Source organism: Pedobacter frigoris (genome assembly GCF_005116445.1).
Taxonomy (GTDB): domain Bacteria; phylum Bacteroidota; class Bacteroidia; order Sphingobacteriales; family Sphingobacteriaceae; genus Pedobacter; species Pedobacter frigoris.
The window spans coordinates 481,411-500,809 of the sequence record NZ_SWBQ01000002.1; the positions used below are offsets into that span (position 1 = coordinate 481,411).

Here is a 19,399-nt window from a genome sequence, read left to right on the forward strand (position 1 = left end):
TGTTAAAAATTCATCTTATAAATGGTCTTTAAAACAGGTTTGGATAATCTGAGATAATTCCATCGACTTTTAACGACTTTAAATGATTAATGTCTTCTTTTGTATTAACAGTCCAGGGGATTACCTTTACGCCATCCGCATGTGCTTTATTTATTAAATTAGCATCTACCAGCTTCCATTCCGGGCTGTATATAAAAGGCTTATATCCTAAATCTGCAATATTTTCCTCATAACTTTTCTTGTTGGAAATCAGGAAAGAGGTTTTTACTTTAGGATATTTCCGGTTGATGATTTGGATTGTTCTCTTATCAAAAGACTGTATCACTACGTATGGAGTTATTTTCTTTTGCTCGATTACATCCATCAAAAGCTTCACAAATACTTCCGGTGAAGGATTAGCGATACCATCCCCCTTTGCGTCGCATTTGGTTTCTATGTTGTAGAAAAACTGCTTTTTATTTTTCAGCTTAATGTGCTGCTGAACACTATCGATTAAATCGCTCAATAAAGGAATATAGGTTTTAGTCTTTTTCTGCAGGGTAAATGATGAATTGACCTTTGTACCAATGTCAAAAGTTTTAAGCAAATCATAGTTCATTTGAAAGACCGCATATTTTTTAGCGTCACTGGCAGGTATTTCCTTACCTTCCGGAGTCAGCATAAACCCCGGACTCAGGTAATCATCGTGAGTCACTACCACCTGATTATCTTTAGTGATATGCGTATCCATTTCCAACGTAGTGATGCTCGGGTATTTCATGGCATCGATCATAGCTATGATGGTATTCTCAGGCATCAAACCTCTGCCTCCGCGATGCGCTTCGGCACTAAAAGCCGGAAAACTTAATTGCATGTTTTTTTGCTGATAGGTTGATTTGCATCCAGCGATGGATATCAGACCAAAGAACCCTAAAAAAATATAATATTTCATAAGCATATCATTGTTTTTTCAATAGTGCGTTAGTTGTAACAGTTGTCAAACTAAGCCAAATCAATCATTTTTTGAATTAGGACTCTGCTATAAATTTCTGTCCAAAGCGGTCAGTCGCAATCACTTTTACTTTTTGAACAGCAGGGCCAAAATGTGCCATAAACAAATGGTCTGTTCTATGAGGCTCGGCAAAACTGCGGGTTACAGGAAGTTTTTCACCCTTATAAAGTTCCACGGAAAGCGGATCGTAGCCGTCTATTTTTTCTGGTGCACCCATAGGTTTTCCATCCAATTCATATTCCACCTTCCACTCAGGATCCCAGTTCCAGACATTGGCAATCATACGTTTTTGATTGGTCAGTGTTTCGACAAACACGCTAAGCTGGTAATCCTTTTTCTGGCCGGTAGCTTTATAGTACCATTTTAGATCATTGCCGTTAACTTCGTACACACCGTATCCCCTGGGAGTACCATCACTACAGATGGGGCCAGTCCACCATGCTCCACATACTGCGCCATGGTTGTGTTCGTATACCCCGTTTTGGATTTTATTGACATTGTAATGTGTATGGCCGGACATGACGTGAACATGCTGGTAACCTTCCAGTAAGGCGTAAAATGCCTCTCTGTTTTTCACACCGTTGTGTACCGGTATATGAAGACAAATGATCACCAGCTGATCTTTTGCGACGTGCTGCAGATCTTTAGCCATCCATGCAAGTTGTTCCTCACTGATGTATCCATCGTAAGTACGTTCTATGCCCAGGTAGCGAACATCATCCAGCACGATATAATGTGCTTTTCCTCTGTTAAATGAATAATAAGTTGGCCCGTACATTTGTTTAAAGGTCTTGTCGGACGTTTCATCTCCGCCCATGCGGTAATCCATATCGTGATTACCCAATGCCTGGAAAAACGGGATGCCCATTTGAGCTACTGCTCCATTATAATCCGGGAATAAGGCATGATTGTCCCATACCAAATCACCTACACCAATACCATGAATAAGCGCATCGGGGCCCATAGACTTTGTCAATTGCTGAACATCAGGAACAGAAGTATCCATCATCTGCTTTACATCTTTCTTGTTTTTGACCTGCGGATCTGCCCAAATGATGAAGTTATGCTTATTGTCGTCTTTTTTTAGCTTCTTTAGTTTGAAGTTGATTTCATTACGCGCACCCAAACTTTCATATTGTCGGTTCACGCTTTCGGTATCAGTCTTAAAGTCGTAACCAGATGGTGTGCTTAAAAACAGGAATTCAGATTTATCGTTTAAGTTGATGGTATAACGGCCATTGGCATCGGTTTTTACGACTTCAAAACCATCGGATAACACCGCGTTAGCAATGGCTTTGTTTCCATCGCTTACAATTCCGGTAATTGTGCCACCATGTGTGAGTTGATTAAAGGCATTTGATTTCAGGCTGACTACCATTCCAGTGGCAAGTAGTCCTAATCTCTCTAAGAAAATTCTGCGGTTCATATATACTTTTTGGGTACTTAACATCATAATAAAAGCAGTAATCAACCGATTATGGTTGACTACTGCTTAGACTCGTTTAGCTGTTACACGAAGCCTCTCTATTAATTAATAACTTTTGTCGCGTCAGCCATTTTCTCTATTGCCACTAAAGACGAAGGTGTAATTACAAATTGTCCTTTACGTGTAGGCTGACTTACAGGATTGGCCCATTTCTTTGCTGCAGCATCATATACACCTCCCAGATAAACAAAGGAAGTTGCTGTCGGATTTCCTGCCACTACCCTTCCAGTATTATTTCCCTGAAGGTAAAACGGTTGGGAAACAGTGCCATTAAGTCGTTTATAAAAATCGTTATCAGTTATGGCATAGCCTACTCCACTTCCAAACGCATTGCCACCAGTTCCGGCATAAAAAACAACATCCGAAGGAACTGTATTTAAACCAACATTTGTAGTTGCAAAAACTGCAATACCTGCTGCATTACCAGTATTGGCCAATACGTTAGTGGTCTTAGTACCGATGCCATCATCGCCGTCTTCATTAGCATAAAGCTTACTTACCACCCAGTTGGCACTACTGATGTCAGCAGATCCTACGCCGTTAACCAATTTAAAGCCACCCACATAAAAGAATGTACCTTTTCTAACCGTACCCCTAGTAAGATTAAATTTATAAGTTCTTATACCTCCTGTAGCCCAGCCATTTACTGGAAATGGATTTGTAGATCCAGCGTTATTTGTAGTAAATACAGAAAATTGCTTTTGTCTAAAATCTAGATCCTGTGTAGCCATCAACTGTATATACTCGTAGTTGGCATCAGTACCGGTTGGATCCGGAAGGAAACCTGTAATAATTACTGGGTTAGGCCCCAGAGGAATGCTTGCATCAACAGTGATACTAGTTGGGGTAAAATCAGCCTTAACACGAGGGCGTATTTGAGGTCCACCTGTGGCTGACGGAATAATAATCCCCTTTATATTGGCAGAATATGGTAAAAATTCTGTTTTAAAATTGGCCGCATTACTTACGCTCATCTGCATATCACCAGACCCTTCATTGAAGGTCTTTAAACCTTCGATGGTTTCAACACCAATATTTGGATCGAAGTTACAGTTATATATAATACTCAGACAACTTTCATATCTTTCCGGCGATACCTTTAGATCTATGGTAGAAACAGGAACAACTCTTAAAGGAACCCCTGATGTCTTTTTTTCGACATTAGCAGCCGTTAAGCCTGTAATTTGCAAAATACCATTTACTCTTGTTATTGTTCCCCCTTCTATTTTCACGTGCACAGAGTCACCAGGTAAATAACTGGCAGCAGCATCTCCTATATTAATAGCTATACCACGCAGCGAATCTATACCACCGCCCATATTTTTGGCGTTTTGAACGAAAAGTAAGCCTGTTGGCATATTGCCTGCCGAATGATCGGAAATAACTTGTCCTTTGATATAAGCGGCCTCACGCATAGCTTGTTTTGTGAGTGAAACATTGCTACCCCGATATATCCTTCGCAAGTCTAAGTTGGCTATATATTCACTGGCAGTCCCTTTTATAATATTAATATCTGTATCTCTTTTACAAGCGGACAACATTGCGGTAAGCGCCACAACTCCAACTATATATTTTTTAATCTTTTTCATAACAACTTTTAATTAATTCAATGATGTTGAAAATTAAGGCTTTTGCCACCAGACCAATGTGTTGATATCATCTGCACCCTGCATTGCAACGGCATCTTTATAGTTGGCTGGATTGGTAGACTGAGTAATGGTTGGATAAAACAATCTTGCCGGCATTTTCCCTCCATTCACTAAACCATTTCCCTTTGGCAAAATAGGATGTCCTGTACGTCTATGCTCAAACCATTGCTGAAAATCTACTAAAAACAATGCGTAGTATTTTTGCAAGTGTATCATCTCCATCTGACTATTGCTTCCATAGGTTAAATTATCTAATGGCAAAGCTGGATTCCATAGTAAATTATTAGTAGTTAAATAACTTACAAAATTTGTCTGGCTTGTACTGGTGATCAGATTTGGTCTCCAATAGTTAATAGCATCGGCGATGCCCTTATGATAGAAATCACCAGCATTTCCACTAATCCAACCTTTAGCCGCAGCTTCTGCTTTAATAAAACTAAGCTCGGCAACTGTCATAATGATACCTGTATAGGCATCCCTTTGTAAGTTGTAAGTTTTTTTCCTTGGAGCTGTTCCTGTACCATCCACATCTTGATCAGAATTAAAATGAGCTTCTATGTCGCTAATTTCACCTGGAGCATAACCACTGGGAATACCATCTACCCCATCAATACTCCAACGCGAAGTATATGAAGGCGCATCCATATTTGTCACGCAAGGATGGCCCCAGGTAACCAATTTACCTAAAAAGAAATCACACAAGCCTATTAGTCTGAAATCATTAGGACGAACATTAACTATATAAGGCGATGCGTATAATGATGCTGCTGAATTTGAGCCGTTCCATAGTATTCTTCCATTATCACCGTTAGGACTGGTAGTGCTTGCATCATTGTTCTGCATCACAGGATAATTGGCTGGATTGGTGTCAATTATCTCCTTTATTTTAGCTCTGACAGAAGCTGAAACTTCCGCCTTGCCCGCAATACGCATCAACAATCTTAAATACAAAGAATTACCCAATTTACGCCATTTGGCTATGTCACCTTTATACACAGGATCACTATCTGGAACAATAGCGGTTCCTGCTTTAAGCAACTCATTGGCCTCTTCTAACTTTTTGAACAAATCCAGATAAATGTCTTTCTGTCTGTCGAAAGCCGGCTGTATATACTTCTGACTATCTGAAGAAGGCTGAAGGCTTTCTTTACCCCGATTAGCTTCTGTGTAGGGAACATCGCCATAGGTATCAGTTAATAATTGATATATCCAGGCTTGTACAATAAGTGACACCCCTTGATACGATTTATTCAAATTCTCTGGCTTACCGGCGGTAGTATATATATCTTTAATGTCGGTTAGACTTACATACCAGTTATTCCATGTATTATCTGCCTGCGTACGTCTGACGTCGTATCTAAATATCCTACCCTCGGAATCACCCACATTAACAGTAACCTGCATCAGTTCATTGTTAAAGTTACGGTTACGCAACATATTGGTAGACATCAAATTAACCAATGTAGGCGCCAAAAGCCGCTCGGGAGCTACACTCACTTCTCCTATCGGATCAGTATTTACATCTGTAAAATCTTTTGTACATGAAAGTACAGATAAACTTAAGCCAGCTAAAAGTATATATGCAATATTTTTTCTATTCTTTTTCATCTCTTTATGAATTAAATCCCCACAACTAAACGCAACCCAAAGTTTCTGGTCGATGGCAATTGTCCAACTTCAAAACCTTGTTGAATATCTGAACCGGCCAGTGTACCAAACTCCGGATCGAATGCAGGCCAAGGTGACCATATATATAGATTACGGCCATAAGCACTAAGCGTCATTTTGCTAAAACCAATTTTTTGCAAGAACTTCTTGTTGAAAGTATAAGTAATATTAGCTTCTCTAAACTTTAGATAATCTGTACTGTAAATACTTCCTTCTGCCTGATTGTAACCAATAACCTCATAATAATTTTGAACGTTGGTAGCCACCACATCATTATTACGATAAGTACCGAGATAGTTGCCACTGGCATCTTTGTTCTCTATCACACCCTCTCCAACAATACCATTGTATCTGCCAGGTAAAGTGAGCGCAGATTTACCGAAACGTACCAACTGGGTAATAGTCATTGAGTGACCTACAGCTCCTAACTGAGCATCAAATAGCACATTGGTACTAAATTGCTTGTAAGATATACCGGTACCAAAGCTATAGCGGAACAAAGGAATGGTATTGCCCAAATATCTTACATTATCGTTAATCCGAGGTGCCCCTGTAGTTTCGTCGAAAACAATCTGACCATCCGGAGAACGTAAGAAACCATTACCATACAAGTCGCCCATACTACCACCTACGGTTGCAACGATTTGCCCTCCGTTACCAAAACCTCCGGTACGTAGTACTACTGCACTATCAGCAAGCTCCCTTATTTCATTACGGTTGGCTGAAAATGTCCCGTTAACTGTCCAGCTAAAGTTTTTTGTTTTTACAGGCGTGGTGTTCAAAGCGATCTCTATACCTTTATTATCTACCCTACCAACATTATAAACAGCAACATTATAACCTGAAGCTCTATCGATAATACGGTTAAGTATCTGATTTTTCGTATTACCTGAATAAACAGCAACGTCAAGATTTAAGCGGCTTTTAAACATCTTTAAGTCTAAACCTAACTCCACTGTTGTTGTAATCAACGGTTTAAGATTAGGATTAGGCAATACTGTAGGGTTGGTCATCACATTACCTGGATACATATTGTTTCCCGCAATCTGATAATAATAATCAGTACGATAAGGCACTGTACTACCACTACCTACCTGCGCCCATGATGCTCTAAATTTGGCCAAACTAACAGATGCTGGCATTTGCCAATAATCTGAAGCTACGAAAGCCAAACTGGCAGATGGATAGAAAAAGCCTGCGTTATCTGTTCTTAGCACTGTAGCTAATGTACTATTCCAATCCTGACGAGCGGTCAGATCTAAATACAAATAGTTTTTATATGAAAATGATGCTGTAGCATAAAAACTATTAATCCTATAACGGGTGGTATCCGGAACATACACCAAAGGATTTGCATTGTTATCTAAGCTGTAGATCGTAGGTGTAGTTTGATCTGCTTCTCTTCTCAAACCATCGGCACGCACTTCTAATCTATTGTATTCGTTACGCATTTGACTACCGCCAAAACTTGCAGACATATTCAAATCTTTGCTGAGTTTCTTATCGTACTTCAGCATGAAATCGGCGTTGAGCTCGTAAGAACGCACATTGTTTACTCGATAAGCGCCTTGTGCCCAACCTGTGCCGTTAGCTCCGTATGGACGCTTGGTTTCACGGGTATCTTTATTTAAATCGCCAGAGGCGCGAACCATTAAGCTTAAATTATCGGTAAATTTATAAACAGCCTGTATATTACCCAAAAAGCCATTGCGACGCTGTCCGTTCAAATACTGTTCAGAAATACCATAAGGTCCTTCCGGGAAGGAAGTTGTCACATCTGTAAATTCCAGGTGCTCTCTACCTCTTTTCCAGTAATCCCTATACCAATCGGTGTTGACATTAGGTTGTGAAAATGCGAACCAGTACATAATAGATTGATTACCAAAACCGGTGGTCGGCAAGTTATCGGCATTCCTATTGCTATACTGCGCTTTTAGGTTGATGCTTAATCTTTTTGTAATGTTAGTGTTGGCATTCAAGGTAACGTTTGTACGCTCTAAACCTGTATTAGGTACGATCCATTCGTTTTCACCATGACTAGCCGACAAACGCAAACCAACACCCTTATAGGTACCATCTAAAGTTACAGCATTCGACTGCTCAAATCCAGTAACAAAAAAAGCATCAATAGGATCCTCGTAGGCTACCCATGGCGTAAGCGTTGTACTGCGCGTCTGAGTTACAGGATCGTACTGATAAAACTCTAAACCTGCTCCTAATGGAGGTCCATATGCGTGACTTACAGCTCCTGTACCCCATTGGTAGTAATTAGCACCATTAGATCCCTGCCCATATTCAAACTGTCTTTTAGGTTTTCGATTCACTTCTTCCCAGGAACTGTTCGAAGTAAAGGTAATCCCCATGACCTTTCTGTTCTTAGTAGCTGATTTAGTAGTGATGATAATTGCTCCATTAGCACCCCTCTGCCCATACAGTGCGGAAGCTGCTGGCCCCTTTAGTACCGTAACACTTTCGATGTCTTCAGAATTTAAGTCATTTAAACCACTCCCAAAATCCACCGGCATGATATCTCCACCTGTACCGTAAGCACCACCACCAGTAGCAGCAGTTCTTCTAGAGCTACTGCTGGCCACCACCCCATCGATCACGATCAGGGCCTCATTATCACCAGTAAGGTTATTCTCTCCTCTCAAAATAATTTTATTAGAAGCTGCCGGTCCGCTATTACGTACAAGATTTAAACCTGCAACTTTTCCAGAAAGCGCGTCTGTCCAGTTTGACGCAACTGCATTGGTAATTTGACTGCTATCTACTTTGGTCACCGCGTAACCCAAAGATTTTTCTTCCCTTTTAATACCTAAAGCAGTCACAACAACCTCGCTAAGTTGGTTTTCAGAAGCAACCAACCTTATTGCGAGATCCTGATTGTTGTTGATTATGCGTTTAACAACATTATAACCAATCATATTAAAAGAGATTTCTGTACCCTTAACCACCTTAATATTAAAGGCGCCGCTCTCATTCGTTACACCGATAACTTTACGCTGGTTATCCAGGATTGTCGCACCAGGAAGTGCAAGACCATCTTTATCGTCCTTCACCGTTCCTTTTAGTGTTATGATTTCCTGAAAGTACAATGTGTGATTATCCGGATATGGCCTCGCCATTGTTAATCCAGGTAAATGCACAAGTAATATGGCAAGCATACCTATAAGGTATTTCCACGATTTCTTGGGCTGCAGATAATGAGTAAAAGTTCTGTTCATACTACTTATAATATTTGGTTCTTTTGTTTTGCTTTGCAACATTTCGTTTCATTTCGATTCATATTAATTTGCTGCAAATATCCATTTTGCAATTTTAACTCTATGTTAAGTATGCATTAATTTAGGCCGCTTATGCGGTAGCCTTCATCTTACTAGTCTTTTCTTTCGGCGCGTGCAGTAAATATTGTCCTACCAAATTTGAAAACTCATGAATCTGCAATGCAGACCATTGCTCATCTTTACCTAATTCCACTTCCATCATACGGGCAACGGCAGGGGCCAGGGACAAAGCCCCTCTTGCATCCAGAAACAACAACCGCATTCTGCGTGACAACACATCTTCAATCGTACGAGCCATTTCGTTCCTGACCATCCAAATCACCTCAGCTTTCTGATATTTAAAATCAGGATGTAATTTTTCAGCGAGCGCAGGATTTTCATTAATTAATTTATTGATTTCTATAGCATCAGCTCCATACAATCCCAAATCCCCATAGTCCATTTGAGGAGTATAACCATGAATCCTGACATTTTGTGTTGAACATGCTTTAGTTTGGAGCTTGCCTAGTTCTATAGCCTTATTTACCACGTCCATAGCCATTCTTCGATAGGTGGTCCACTTTCCACCGGTAATGGTGATCATACCGGAATCGCTCACAATCAGTTTATGGCTCCTTGAGATCTCTTTTGTGCTATTGGTATCTTTACCTGGGGCGGCCAAAGGCCTAAGTCCTGCAAAAGCAGCAAGAATATCTGCTTTAACTGGTACTCTTGTCAGGTACTTACCTGCAGTATTCAATATGAAATCAATTTCCTCATCGAGAGGTCTGGGCTCCAGACTATGCTCATTTAAAGGTGTATCAGTAGTACCGACCAATACCTTTCCGTGCCATGGTACAGCAAAAAGAACTCTTCCGTCAGAAGTTTTAGGGATCATTAATGCACTCTCTCCCTTTAAAAACGAACGATCAAGAACAACATGCGCACCCTGACTTGGTCTGACCATAGGGTTACCTGTTGGCTTATCCATTTTTAAAATATCATCAACAAACACACCAGTTGCATTAATGACAATTTTCGCATTTAAAGAATAACGCTTATCAGTTTCCTTATCTATGACTTCAACCCCGCTAAGCGAATTTCCATTTTTGATTAAACCGACAACCTTCATGTAGTTTAATATAACGCCACCGTATTCAGCAGAGGTCTGCGCCAGGTTTAAAGCAAGACGCGCATCATCAAATTGACCGTCACTATAGCTAATGCCTCCAATCAATCCATCTGGCTTAAGTCCTGGAATAGCTTCAAGAACTTTCGCTACAGATAAAAATGATGACTTCTTAAAACCGCTGCGCCCCGCAAGCAAATCGTAAAACTTCAACCCGATCCGGTACTTAAATTTAGAAAATACGGAATAACATGGAATAATAAACTCCTGATCCTTTACCAAATGCGGAGCATTTTTTAACAACAATCCCCTTTCATGTAAAGCCTCATATACCAAAGCAATATCCCCCTGTGCCAAATACCTAACCCCCCCATGCACCAGCTTAGTGCTCCTGCTGGAAGTACCTTTTGCAAAATCGGACTGCTCTAATAAGAGTGTTTTATACCCCCTGGTCGCCGCATCCACAGCAGTTCCCAAACCCGTGGCACCACCTCCAATAATAATTACATCCCAATCACTCTTTTCTTCTATGCGCGCTATAAATGCCGATCTGCTAAAAACCATTCGTTTATTTTTCTATTTCCATATTCAAGTTTCAAAAACTTTCATTTTCAAAACAAAAAACAACTAAACGAAACTAAACAAAAATATTTTATAATAAAAACAAAATAACAAATTATTTTTGACCATTATTTTTGTTACACAGTTAACTTTGCAATTGAAAAAATTACCTATATTAATGTCATCAAATATTTAAACTGAATGATTAACATAGCGGAAAGACACCAATATATTCTCAATAAAATCCAAATAAACGGCTCTTTGGATGTCCAAAGTTTATGTAAGGAATTAAATGTTTCTTCAGTAACTATTCGAAAGGATCTGAAACTCCTCGAAGATAAAAACTTATTATTCAGAACTCACGGCGGTGCCACACTCAACAATCCTTATACGGTAGATAAGCCTGTAAATGAAAAAGAGCATTTACAATCAGCGGAAAAGATGCGGATTGGAGCGCTCGGAGCTGAGCTTGTTGAAGACAATGACTCTATAATCATCGCATCAGGCACTACAGTTCTTGCCCTCGCCAGATGTATCAAACCCAAAGGCATGCTTACCGTGATCACTTCAGCCCTTAACGTAGCCCTGGAACTCGTACACAATTCCAACATAGAAGTTATACAGTTAGGTGGCCTGTTGAGAAAAACATCTTCCTCTGTTGCCGGACCATACTCAGACAATGTACTCAAGAATGTCTTCTGCAGTAAACTATTTCTGGGGGTGGATGGAATAGATCTGGAATTTGGCCTGACGACTACCAATGCCTCGGAGGCTTATTTAAATCGCCAGATGATTGACTCTTCACAGAAAATCATTGTTCTTGCTGATTCAACAAAATTCGGCAAACGTGGTTTCGGAAGAATATGCGGTATAGAAGAGGTAGATCACATCATTACGGATAGTGGCATTTCCAATCATACCATAAATGCGCTCAAGGATCTGGGGATTAAAGTATCTATCATTTAGATTTTTCTGATTTAATAATTGTATTTATAAAAATTAATACTTTACTTTGAATAACAAAGTACTTTTATGGAAGACAAAGAAATTTATACCGAGCTTAATTCTATCAGAAACCTGATGGAACGCTCTGCCAAATTTATATCCTTAAGTGGATTATCAGGAATTATGGCGGGAATCTACGCACTTATCGGTGCTGGTTTAGGGTATTACATTGTTTATGGATCCCATGGCGGCCTGCGATATCGTATTTACTATATTTCAGAGCAGGAAATACTTTGGAAACTGTTTTTCATTGCGCTCGGAGTATTAGCATTATCCTTAATTACCGGGATCTGGCTTACGATAAAGAAAGCAAGTAAAAAAAAACAAAATGTATGGAATCCGGCGAGTAAAAACTTACTGTATAACATGGCCGTACCGCTTTTCACAGGTGGGATTTTCATTCTAATTATACTATTCAGAGGCTACTATGGCATCATTGCCCCTGCCTGTCTGATATTCTATGGGTTATCACTGGTTTCAGCCAGCCACTACACTTATAACGATGTTAAATGGCTCGGGATGCTGGAGATCATATTAGGCCTGTTAGCTACCTTGTTGCCTGGTTATGGCATTGTATTCTGGACCATTGGCTTTGGAATACTTCACATTATTTATGGTTCTATTATGCACTTTAAATACGACAGGTGAAATCAGCATTAGAACATTTCGATAAAGCCTTTGAAAATCGTATCCGCTTGCAAATCATGAGCGTGCTGGTTGCCAATGACAGCTACGACTTTAATTCCTTAAAAGATTTATTGTTGGTGACTGATGGCAATCTTGCGTCTCATCTGAAAGCTTTGGAAAAAGAACAGTATATTACTATTTATAAATCTTTTCTCGGGCGCAAGCCCAATACTACTTATTCTGCCTCTGAATTAGGAATAATGGCATTCAAAAAACACCTCCAGGCACTTGAAAATTTAATCAAACAACAAAAACAATAATTTTTTTAACCAGATACTTTGAAAATCAAAGTACTTTTAAAACAACCAACATGGACTCACTGCAAATACCACAACAGAAATCATTCTTAAGTCAGCTGCAAGATTCTGTAGCCGCAAAACTCTTTCTAATTGGAGTACTCACACTATTGCTCCTAATCCCCTCTTCCTGGATTCAGTCGCTCATTTCTGAGCGGGAACAGAGACAGGAAGAGGCAATTAACGAAATCTCAGAAAAATGGGCCGGCTCCCAGTTAATCGAAAGTCCGGTAATGCAACTGCCCTATAAAACCTCGTTAAAAGTCACAGATGCTGCTGGTAAAGTAACTTTCAAAGAAGTTATATCAACAATTTATATCCTCCCCGAAAACCTAAATATTCAAAGTCAGATCAACCCACAAGAGCTAAAGAGAGGAATATTTACTGCCGTGGTATATAACGCACGCATCAAAATAAAGGGAGGTTTTAGCCAACTTGAACTGAAGAAATCGGGAATAAATCCTGATATGATTGATTGGAGTAAAGTGAAAATAACTGCCGGAATAAGCGATTTTAAGGGATTAAAAAGCAATCCTGTGATCAGGCTCGGAGATTCTCTTTATACTGCAGAGCCAGACTTCTCGAAAGAAAACCTGTTTAGCAACAGTCTCGCCATACAAACCAACCTCACATCTACAAAAAATACGTCTTTAGATTTCAATATTGATATGGAATTAGCAGGGAGTGGAGAATTGAACTTTTTACATTTAGGGAAGAACACCACAGTAAATGTTGCAGGAAAATGGGACAATCCAAGCTTTACGGGGAGCTATCTTCCTGAAAAGCGCAATACCGAATCGAAAGATTTTACAGGAGCCTGGAAGATGTCAAATTTCAGTCGTCCTTTTCCACAGCAATGGGAAGCAAGCAACAATGCCTTAACCAATCAGAACAAAGAAAAAGCCACGTTTGGAATTAAATTTCTATTGCCAGTAGATCATTATCAAAAAGCCACACGCTCGGCCAAGTATGCAATATTGATTATACTGCTTAGTTTCATTTCCCTGTTTTTTATTGAATTGCTAAACAAGGTGAGAGTAAATCTCCTACAATATGTACTCATAGGTGCAGCAATGATCATCTATTATAGCTTACTTCTGTCTTTTACAGAACGCGTAGGATTCGCTGTAGCTTACCTGGTAGCATCAGTCTCTACAATTGTCCTGATAAGCACGTTTATAGGTGCTTTTCTCAGCAATAGAAAAGCTGCTGCGGTATTTGCTGTGATTCTCAGCATTTTCTACATTTTCATCTATGTTATCATTCAGCTACAAGACCTTGCATTATTATTTGGAAGTATTGGTCTGTTCATTACAGTTGCTTGTTTGATGTACTTCTCTGTTAAGATCAATCATAACAAACCTCAATCTGCTAACGCTTAACTATGAAAAGGTTGAAAAATTTTTTAATTGCCGATAAGTTCCGCTTCGGCGGGCTGTTGACAATCCTGACATCAATTACTGTCCTGATGTCGTTTGATTACGTCAACATAGAACGCAATGCAATGCCATGCTTTTTCTTCTGTTACGGCATTACGGTCATTTACACTATAACTGTATTTGGAAGAGCTTTCTATATACACCGCTGGCAACTCTCAAAAGCAAAAATAACATACACTACTCTAATGTTAATCCTTTGGTTTATTAGTGCTTTTGCCTTAAACAAAGAGATGAATGTATTTGACAGTTCGGCTATTTGGCTTTCTGTATACATCTGTCTATCTTCAACGGCGGTCATTGCAAGTACCTTACAAGATTGGCTTCCTTCCTATATAAAACCGCTCCTTGCTTTTCTTCTGGCAGCGGCCCTGGTGTTATTTATTTACTATGCAGCATATTTGTTTCCTTTATATGCAATGAGCATATTAGCAGCAATATTTATAGGGTTATCGCTACATACATTTATCCCACTTTTACTCGCAATAGTTACAATTATAGCTCTCCTTCGACTGATTAAAAGCACGCCCAAATTAAAATTCGCAGTACTCGCCGGAATCGTTATTCCGCTAATGATTTGTGCCTGGTTCAATTATCAATGGAGGCAGGTAAATGAAACTACGGGGTTAATAGCAAACCTAAGCACATTAAAGGAAGACAAGTTACCTGTCTGGGTTTCCGTAGCCCAACAGCTTCCGAAAAACTTCGTAACAGAAAAATACCTAAAGGCAGACCTGGTATATACGACACCCAGAGAAAACAACAACTGGTTTTGGGGAGATCCGGGAGGGAACTCTTTTGACGAGCCTAAAAAACACGACCCTTTAGTAATGATTGCTTCACTACTTTTTGGGAAAACTATGCTGGACGACAAAGATAAAATCAGCATCATTAAATCCATGTACAACTCCCGCCATCTGGCACAAAACAGACTATGGTCTGGAGACAACCTGGAGACAATAAACGTAGTGAGTAACATCATGATCTATCCTGAGTACCGCATGGCCTATACCGAAAAAAAGCTGACCATACAAAACACCAATACGCGAAGATGGAGAAATTCAGAGGAGGCGATCTATACTTTTCAACTCCCTGAGGGCGCTGTAGTGAGCTCGTTATCACTTTGGATCAATGGAATAGAAGAGAAAGCACACCTCACCACGAAAAACAAAGCAGATTCAGCATACAAAACAATAGTTGGTGTAGAAAACAGAGATCCTTCTGTGATACATTGGCAGGAAGGAAACACAGTAAGTGTCCGGGTATTCCCATGCACTACAGAAGAGAACAGGAAATTCAAAATAGGCATCACCAGTCCGCTAAAAAAAGAAAATGAAACCCTGACTTATCAAAACGCCGATTTTAGTGGACCAACTTTTAAAAATGCGCTGGAAATCGTTCAGGTCAATTTCTCTAGCCGACCCAAAGAATTGGAAACCGATCTTAAGCCACAAAAAGACGGAAGCTATCTGTTAAGCAGAAACTACAAAGACAACTGGGACTTAACTTTTACCAGTGTCCCTCTGTCTGCCAATACATTTTCCTTTGGCGGTTCCAGCTACAAACTAAGCAGCACCTCAATGATGAACACCTCATTTAGGCCAACAGCCATTTACCTGGATATCAACAGTTCCTGGTCACAAGAGGAAATCAATACCTTATGGAAGGAAATCAAAACATCTAACGTATATGCCTATACAGATAAAATGCTGCGATTAAATAACAAGAATCTGAAAGACACTTATGAGCAATTGCAAAAACTAAATTTCAGCATGTTCCCTTTCTATGAAATAAAAGATCCTGGAAATGCCCTGGTAATCACAAAAGGCACGAAAACATCTCCAAATTTAAATGATCTTTCAGGAAGTGAATTTGCCAAAAGTACTTCCGCCTATTTCGCAAAATCAACTCCGTTCCGCCTTTTTATGCTGAGCGGCGACATCAGTCCCTATCTGAAGACACTGAAGGAATTCCGTACTTTCAGATATCAGGCTGGCGGACTGAACACCCTAACTAAACAATTGAAACAACATAGCTTTTCAGAATCAAAGGAAAATGCCAATACACTAATGATCGGTGAAACAGAGATGCTCATTGAAAAAACTGCAGACAGCAGCGACAATCAAGCACCAGACCACTTACTCAGACTTTTTGCTTATAATGACATTTTGAAACGAGTCGGCCAAACATATTTCGAGAAGGATTACGTCAGCGAAGATCTATTAAAAATTGCAGATCAGGCATTCATTGTATCCCCTGTTTCAAGTCTTATTGTATTGGAAACTCAAAAAGACTACGAGCGTTTTAACATCGAGCGCAGTAAGAACAGTTTACAGAACGCTTCCATGAAGTCTTCAGGTGCGGCACCTGAACCTCATGAATGGTTGCTTATCCTGATTGCATCAGGAGTAATTCTTTATTTCGGATACAAATCATCTTATTTCAGCAAAGTCAGATCAGCATGAAAATAACGTGGTTAATAATATGCCTGTCTTACGTGGTTATAGCCATCAGGCTGTTCAATGGCTATATTCAATGGGACATCAGTTTATACATAGGTTTAGCCATAGTACCCTTTGTATTTAGTATTGAAAAAGGCATATTATCAACCCGTTTTTTAATCCCTACATTGATATGCGCCGTATTTGCCTTATTTATCCCTACGCGATCGACCTTATTTTTCACATTGGTCTTTACCATGTTGTTGCTATTTGAAAGTTTTAAGGGCAGGATCAATATGGCCTTCTTCTTTGTGCTTATACTCATCTCTCCCATCTTTAAGTTCTTTAGTGACACGCTCGGCTTCCCACTTAGGCTATGGTTAAGCACTGTTGTTGCCGAATCCATGGCCTTTGCAGGGATGCATGCCAGGGCAAACGGGAATATGATTTCTATAGACAATTACGATTTTTACATTGACCAGGCCTGCGCCGGTCTCAACATGCTAAATGTATCAATGCTGCTCTGTCTTTTTATCATTTCCTACCATCAAAAAAAAACGAACACACAACTACATTTCTTACAACTAATGGCGCTGTTATTGATCACTTTTAGTTTTAATGTCCTCTCTAATTTCTTTAGGATCATGGCAATTGTGATTTTTAAGATCATGCCCGGCACTGCAATGCATGAGATCATAGGAGTGGTCTGCATGATGATCTATGTCATCCTGCCATTAATATGGTTTATCAGGATCTTTGTTCAGCGACTGGGGAAGTTAAAACCTGTTTACGATAAAGAAAGTCACTACCGGGGAATTAACCCCATTTTAAAGTTCCAATACCTGCAATTATTGCTATTTGCAGTGGTCACCTACCTCTCCATAACAACAAACAATGTAAACCAGTTTAGCCATAACAATAGTAACAGGATCAATCTTAGTGGCTACAAAAAAACCTGTCTGGCCAATAAAGTGCTAAAATTCGAAAACAAAGAGGCACTGATTTACATCAAACCAACTCCATTTTATGCACCGGAGCACAACCCTATGATCTGCTGGAGAGGAAGCGGATATGAATTCCAATTCATCAAAAAAGACCACATAAAAGGAATAGAGATATATACAGGAATCCTTGCAAAAGGGAAAGACCGAATTTATGCATCCTGGTGGTTCGATAATGGAAAGATCAAAACAGTAAGTCAATTCAGCTGGCGATGGAATGGCGTTAAAAGCAACAATTTCTACCTTGTTAATGTTAATGCATCCAGACCGGAAGACCTTAAAAGAATAACCGCAACATTATTACCATCGCCATTCGCCGGCAATCTTTAAAGGAACTTCAAGATTATTCTCTTTTAAAAAATCTCTTAGTACGTGCTCTTCTTGCCTGGAAACAGGCACTTCCGAAACATTTGCCAACCCATAGATCAGCATTGTACTATAACGGACTGTGTTTTTAAGTTGTTGCTCATCTACAAGTTTGAAGACATCTCCATCCGAGTGATAGTAAGGTGCGGAGTTATTAGGCAAACTTCCTCCCGTCCCCCCGCCTATCGGAATTCCCTGCAGCATAAAAGGCTGATGATCGCTATGCAGCCATGCGCCCGTATAGAACAGATTCTCGAATCCGGTATCAATTTTATTAATCTCAGCACCCCATGCTCCAAAAAGAGTTTTCATTTCTTTCCTGCTCGAAGAAAAACCTTTTGGATCATTGGTCATGTCATAATTGAGCATAAACCTGATCTGATCCAATCTATTTAAATGCCTGGCAACATCTACATATGCCTTAGAGCCCAGCAAACCTTGCTCCTCACCCATGAACAATACAAATTCAACCGTGCGTTTAGACGGCAAATTAAGCGCTTTAAAAGTTCTCGCCATATCTATGAGTCCAAAAGCACCAATTCCATTGTCTATTGCGCCGGTTGCCAAGTCCCAGCTATCCAAGTGTGCACCTACAACAATTTTTTCTTCGGGAGCTCCATTTCCTTTCAAGGTAGCGATGACATTCCGGGCCCTAATTTTTCCCGAGAAGTTGGTCATTTTTAAATTCGCAAATTGCTTTCCTGTTTTTAGCTTCTCTTTAAGCCTCATGCCATTTTCCAGCCCAATACATACCGCAGGGATAGAAATCAGCTTTCCAGTTACAGATGCAGTTCCTGTGAGCAATACACCACCTTTTACACCATTAATAATAATGATACCAGAAGCACCGTACTTTACGGCAATAGCCGCTTTTTCTGATCGGTGCAGTGACTGTGTACCTGTCGGAGAGCCCGGAAGAATCCCAAGATACACCAATGCAATATTCCCTTTAATTTTTCCTGAATCAAGCTTGTAATCCGCTTCAAGACCATTGCCCAGGTCTATGATTTCAGCCAGCACATCAGCTTTTACCGGCGAATGGGCAAGTGTGACAGAAGTTATTTTATTCAGATTATCGCGGGTATCCCCTACTTTAGTCTCATTGGTCAATCGGTTCCAGCTCTCGACTTCAAAAGGCTGATATTTCACATCATATCCATAGGATGTCAAAAGCTTAAAAGCATGCTCCTCTGCCTTTCTCCCGTTTTCAGATCCAGTCAGCCGGTGTCCTATCAACTCAATGGCTTCTTTTAAGTTCCCGTAGGCCTTGGAATTGGCATGAACTTCGGCATTTATTTTCTTAAATACCGGACCAAAATCATCTTGCGCCTGAACATGCAGAATTACAATACAATTAATAATTAAAAAGAGGAATCTTTTCATATTGGATTACAGAAAATTGATTTGTTAAAAGGCA

General features: G+C 39.9%; 13 protein-coding genes. 6 read left to right on the forward strand and 7 right to left on the reverse strand.

The features are described from left to right. Positions 1–28: 28 nt before the first annotated feature. The 6 genes from FA047_RS08585 to FA047_RS08610 form a co-directional block, all read right to left on the reverse strand. A complete protein-coding gene (locus tag FA047_RS08585; protein ID WP_136835557.1) occupies positions 29–931 on the reverse strand; it encodes a glycerophosphodiester phosphodiesterase family protein in 903 nt (300 codons plus the stop codon). 76 nt (positions 932–1,007) lie between these two features. Continuing rightward, positions 1,008–2,417 (reverse strand): calcineurin-like phosphoesterase C-terminal domain-containing protein, encoded by a 1,410-nt coding sequence (locus FA047_RS08590; RefSeq protein WP_136835558.1) that lies wholly within the window; start codon positions 2,415–2,417, stop codon positions 1,008–1,010. A 101-nt stretch (positions 2,418–2,518) separates the two neighbouring features. After that, positions 2,519–4,066: a DUF5689 domain-containing protein gene (locus FA047_RS08595; RefSeq protein WP_136835559.1), complete on the reverse strand. Its 1,548-nt coding sequence runs from the start codon at positions 4,064–4,066 to the stop codon at positions 2,519–2,521. A 33-nt stretch (positions 4,067–4,099) separates the two neighbouring features. Further along, the gene (locus tag FA047_RS08600) at positions 4,100–5,734 is read right to left on the reverse strand and encodes a SusD/RagB family nutrient-binding outer membrane lipoprotein (protein WP_136835560.1); all 1,635 of its coding nucleotides are present in this window, start codon (positions 5,732–5,734) and stop codon (positions 4,100–4,102) included. Positions 5,735–5,745: 11 nt separating this feature from the next. After that, a complete protein-coding gene (locus FA047_RS08605) occupies positions 5,746–9,021 on the reverse strand; it encodes a SusC/RagA family TonB-linked outer membrane protein (RefSeq protein ID WP_136835561.1) in 3,276 nt (1,091 codons plus the stop codon). A gap of 130 nt (positions 9,022–9,151) precedes the next feature. Beyond that, on the reverse strand, positions 9,152–10,753 hold the full coding sequence (locus tag FA047_RS08610) for a glycerol-3-phosphate dehydrogenase/oxidase (protein WP_136835562.1): 1,602 nt from the start codon (positions 10,751–10,753) through the stop codon (positions 9,152–9,154). A 198-nt stretch (positions 10,754–10,951) separates the two neighbouring features. Between FA047_RS08610 and FA047_RS08615 the strand changes: the two genes are divergently transcribed. The 6 genes from FA047_RS08615 to xrtN all read left to right on the forward strand — a co-directional run bounded on the left by FA047_RS08615 (position 10,952) and on the right by xrtN (position 17,946). Continuing rightward, on the forward strand, positions 10,952–11,716 hold the full coding sequence (locus FA047_RS08615) for a DeoR/GlpR family DNA-binding transcription regulator (RefSeq protein ID WP_136835563.1): 765 nt from the start codon (positions 10,952–10,954) through the stop codon (positions 11,714–11,716). A gap of 66 nt (positions 11,717–11,782) precedes the next feature. Further along, positions 11,783–12,403, forward strand: a complete 621-nt coding sequence (locus FA047_RS08620) for a hypothetical protein (protein WP_136835564.1) — start codon at positions 11,783–11,785, stop codon at positions 12,401–12,403. Then, complete coding sequence (locus FA047_RS08625) at positions 12,400–12,702, forward strand: winged helix-turn-helix domain-containing protein (protein WP_136835565.1); 303 nt, start codon at positions 12,400–12,402, stop codon at positions 12,700–12,702. The genes FA047_RS08620 and FA047_RS08625 overlap by 4 nt, the downstream gene beginning before the upstream one ends. Before the next feature lie 50 nt (positions 12,703–12,752). After that, complete coding sequence (gene creD / locus FA047_RS08630) at positions 12,753–14,120, forward strand: cell envelope integrity protein CreD (RefSeq protein WP_136835566.1); 1,368 nt, start codon at positions 12,753–12,755, stop codon at positions 14,118–14,120. Positions 14,121–14,122: 2 nt separating this feature from the next. Beyond that, the gene (locus FA047_RS08635) at positions 14,123–16,639 is read left to right on the forward strand and encodes an XrtN system VIT domain-containing protein (protein ID WP_136835567.1); all 2,517 of its coding nucleotides are present in this window, start codon (positions 14,123–14,125) and stop codon (positions 16,637–16,639) included. Then, entirely contained in the window at positions 16,636–17,946 is a 1,311-nt protein-coding gene (xrtN, locus tag FA047_RS08640; protein ID WP_169304360.1) for an exosortase N, read from the forward strand. Before FA047_RS08635 ends, xrtN begins: the two co-directional genes overlap by 4 nt. Here the strand turns inward: xrtN and FA047_RS08645 are convergent. After that, positions 17,917–19,365, reverse strand: coding sequence for a M28 family peptidase (locus tag FA047_RS08645; protein WP_136835569.1), 1,449 nt, complete (start codon positions 19,363–19,365; stop codon positions 17,917–17,919). The genes xrtN and FA047_RS08645 overlap by 30 nt on opposite strands. Between the last annotated feature and the right edge of the window lie 34 nt (positions 19,366–19,399).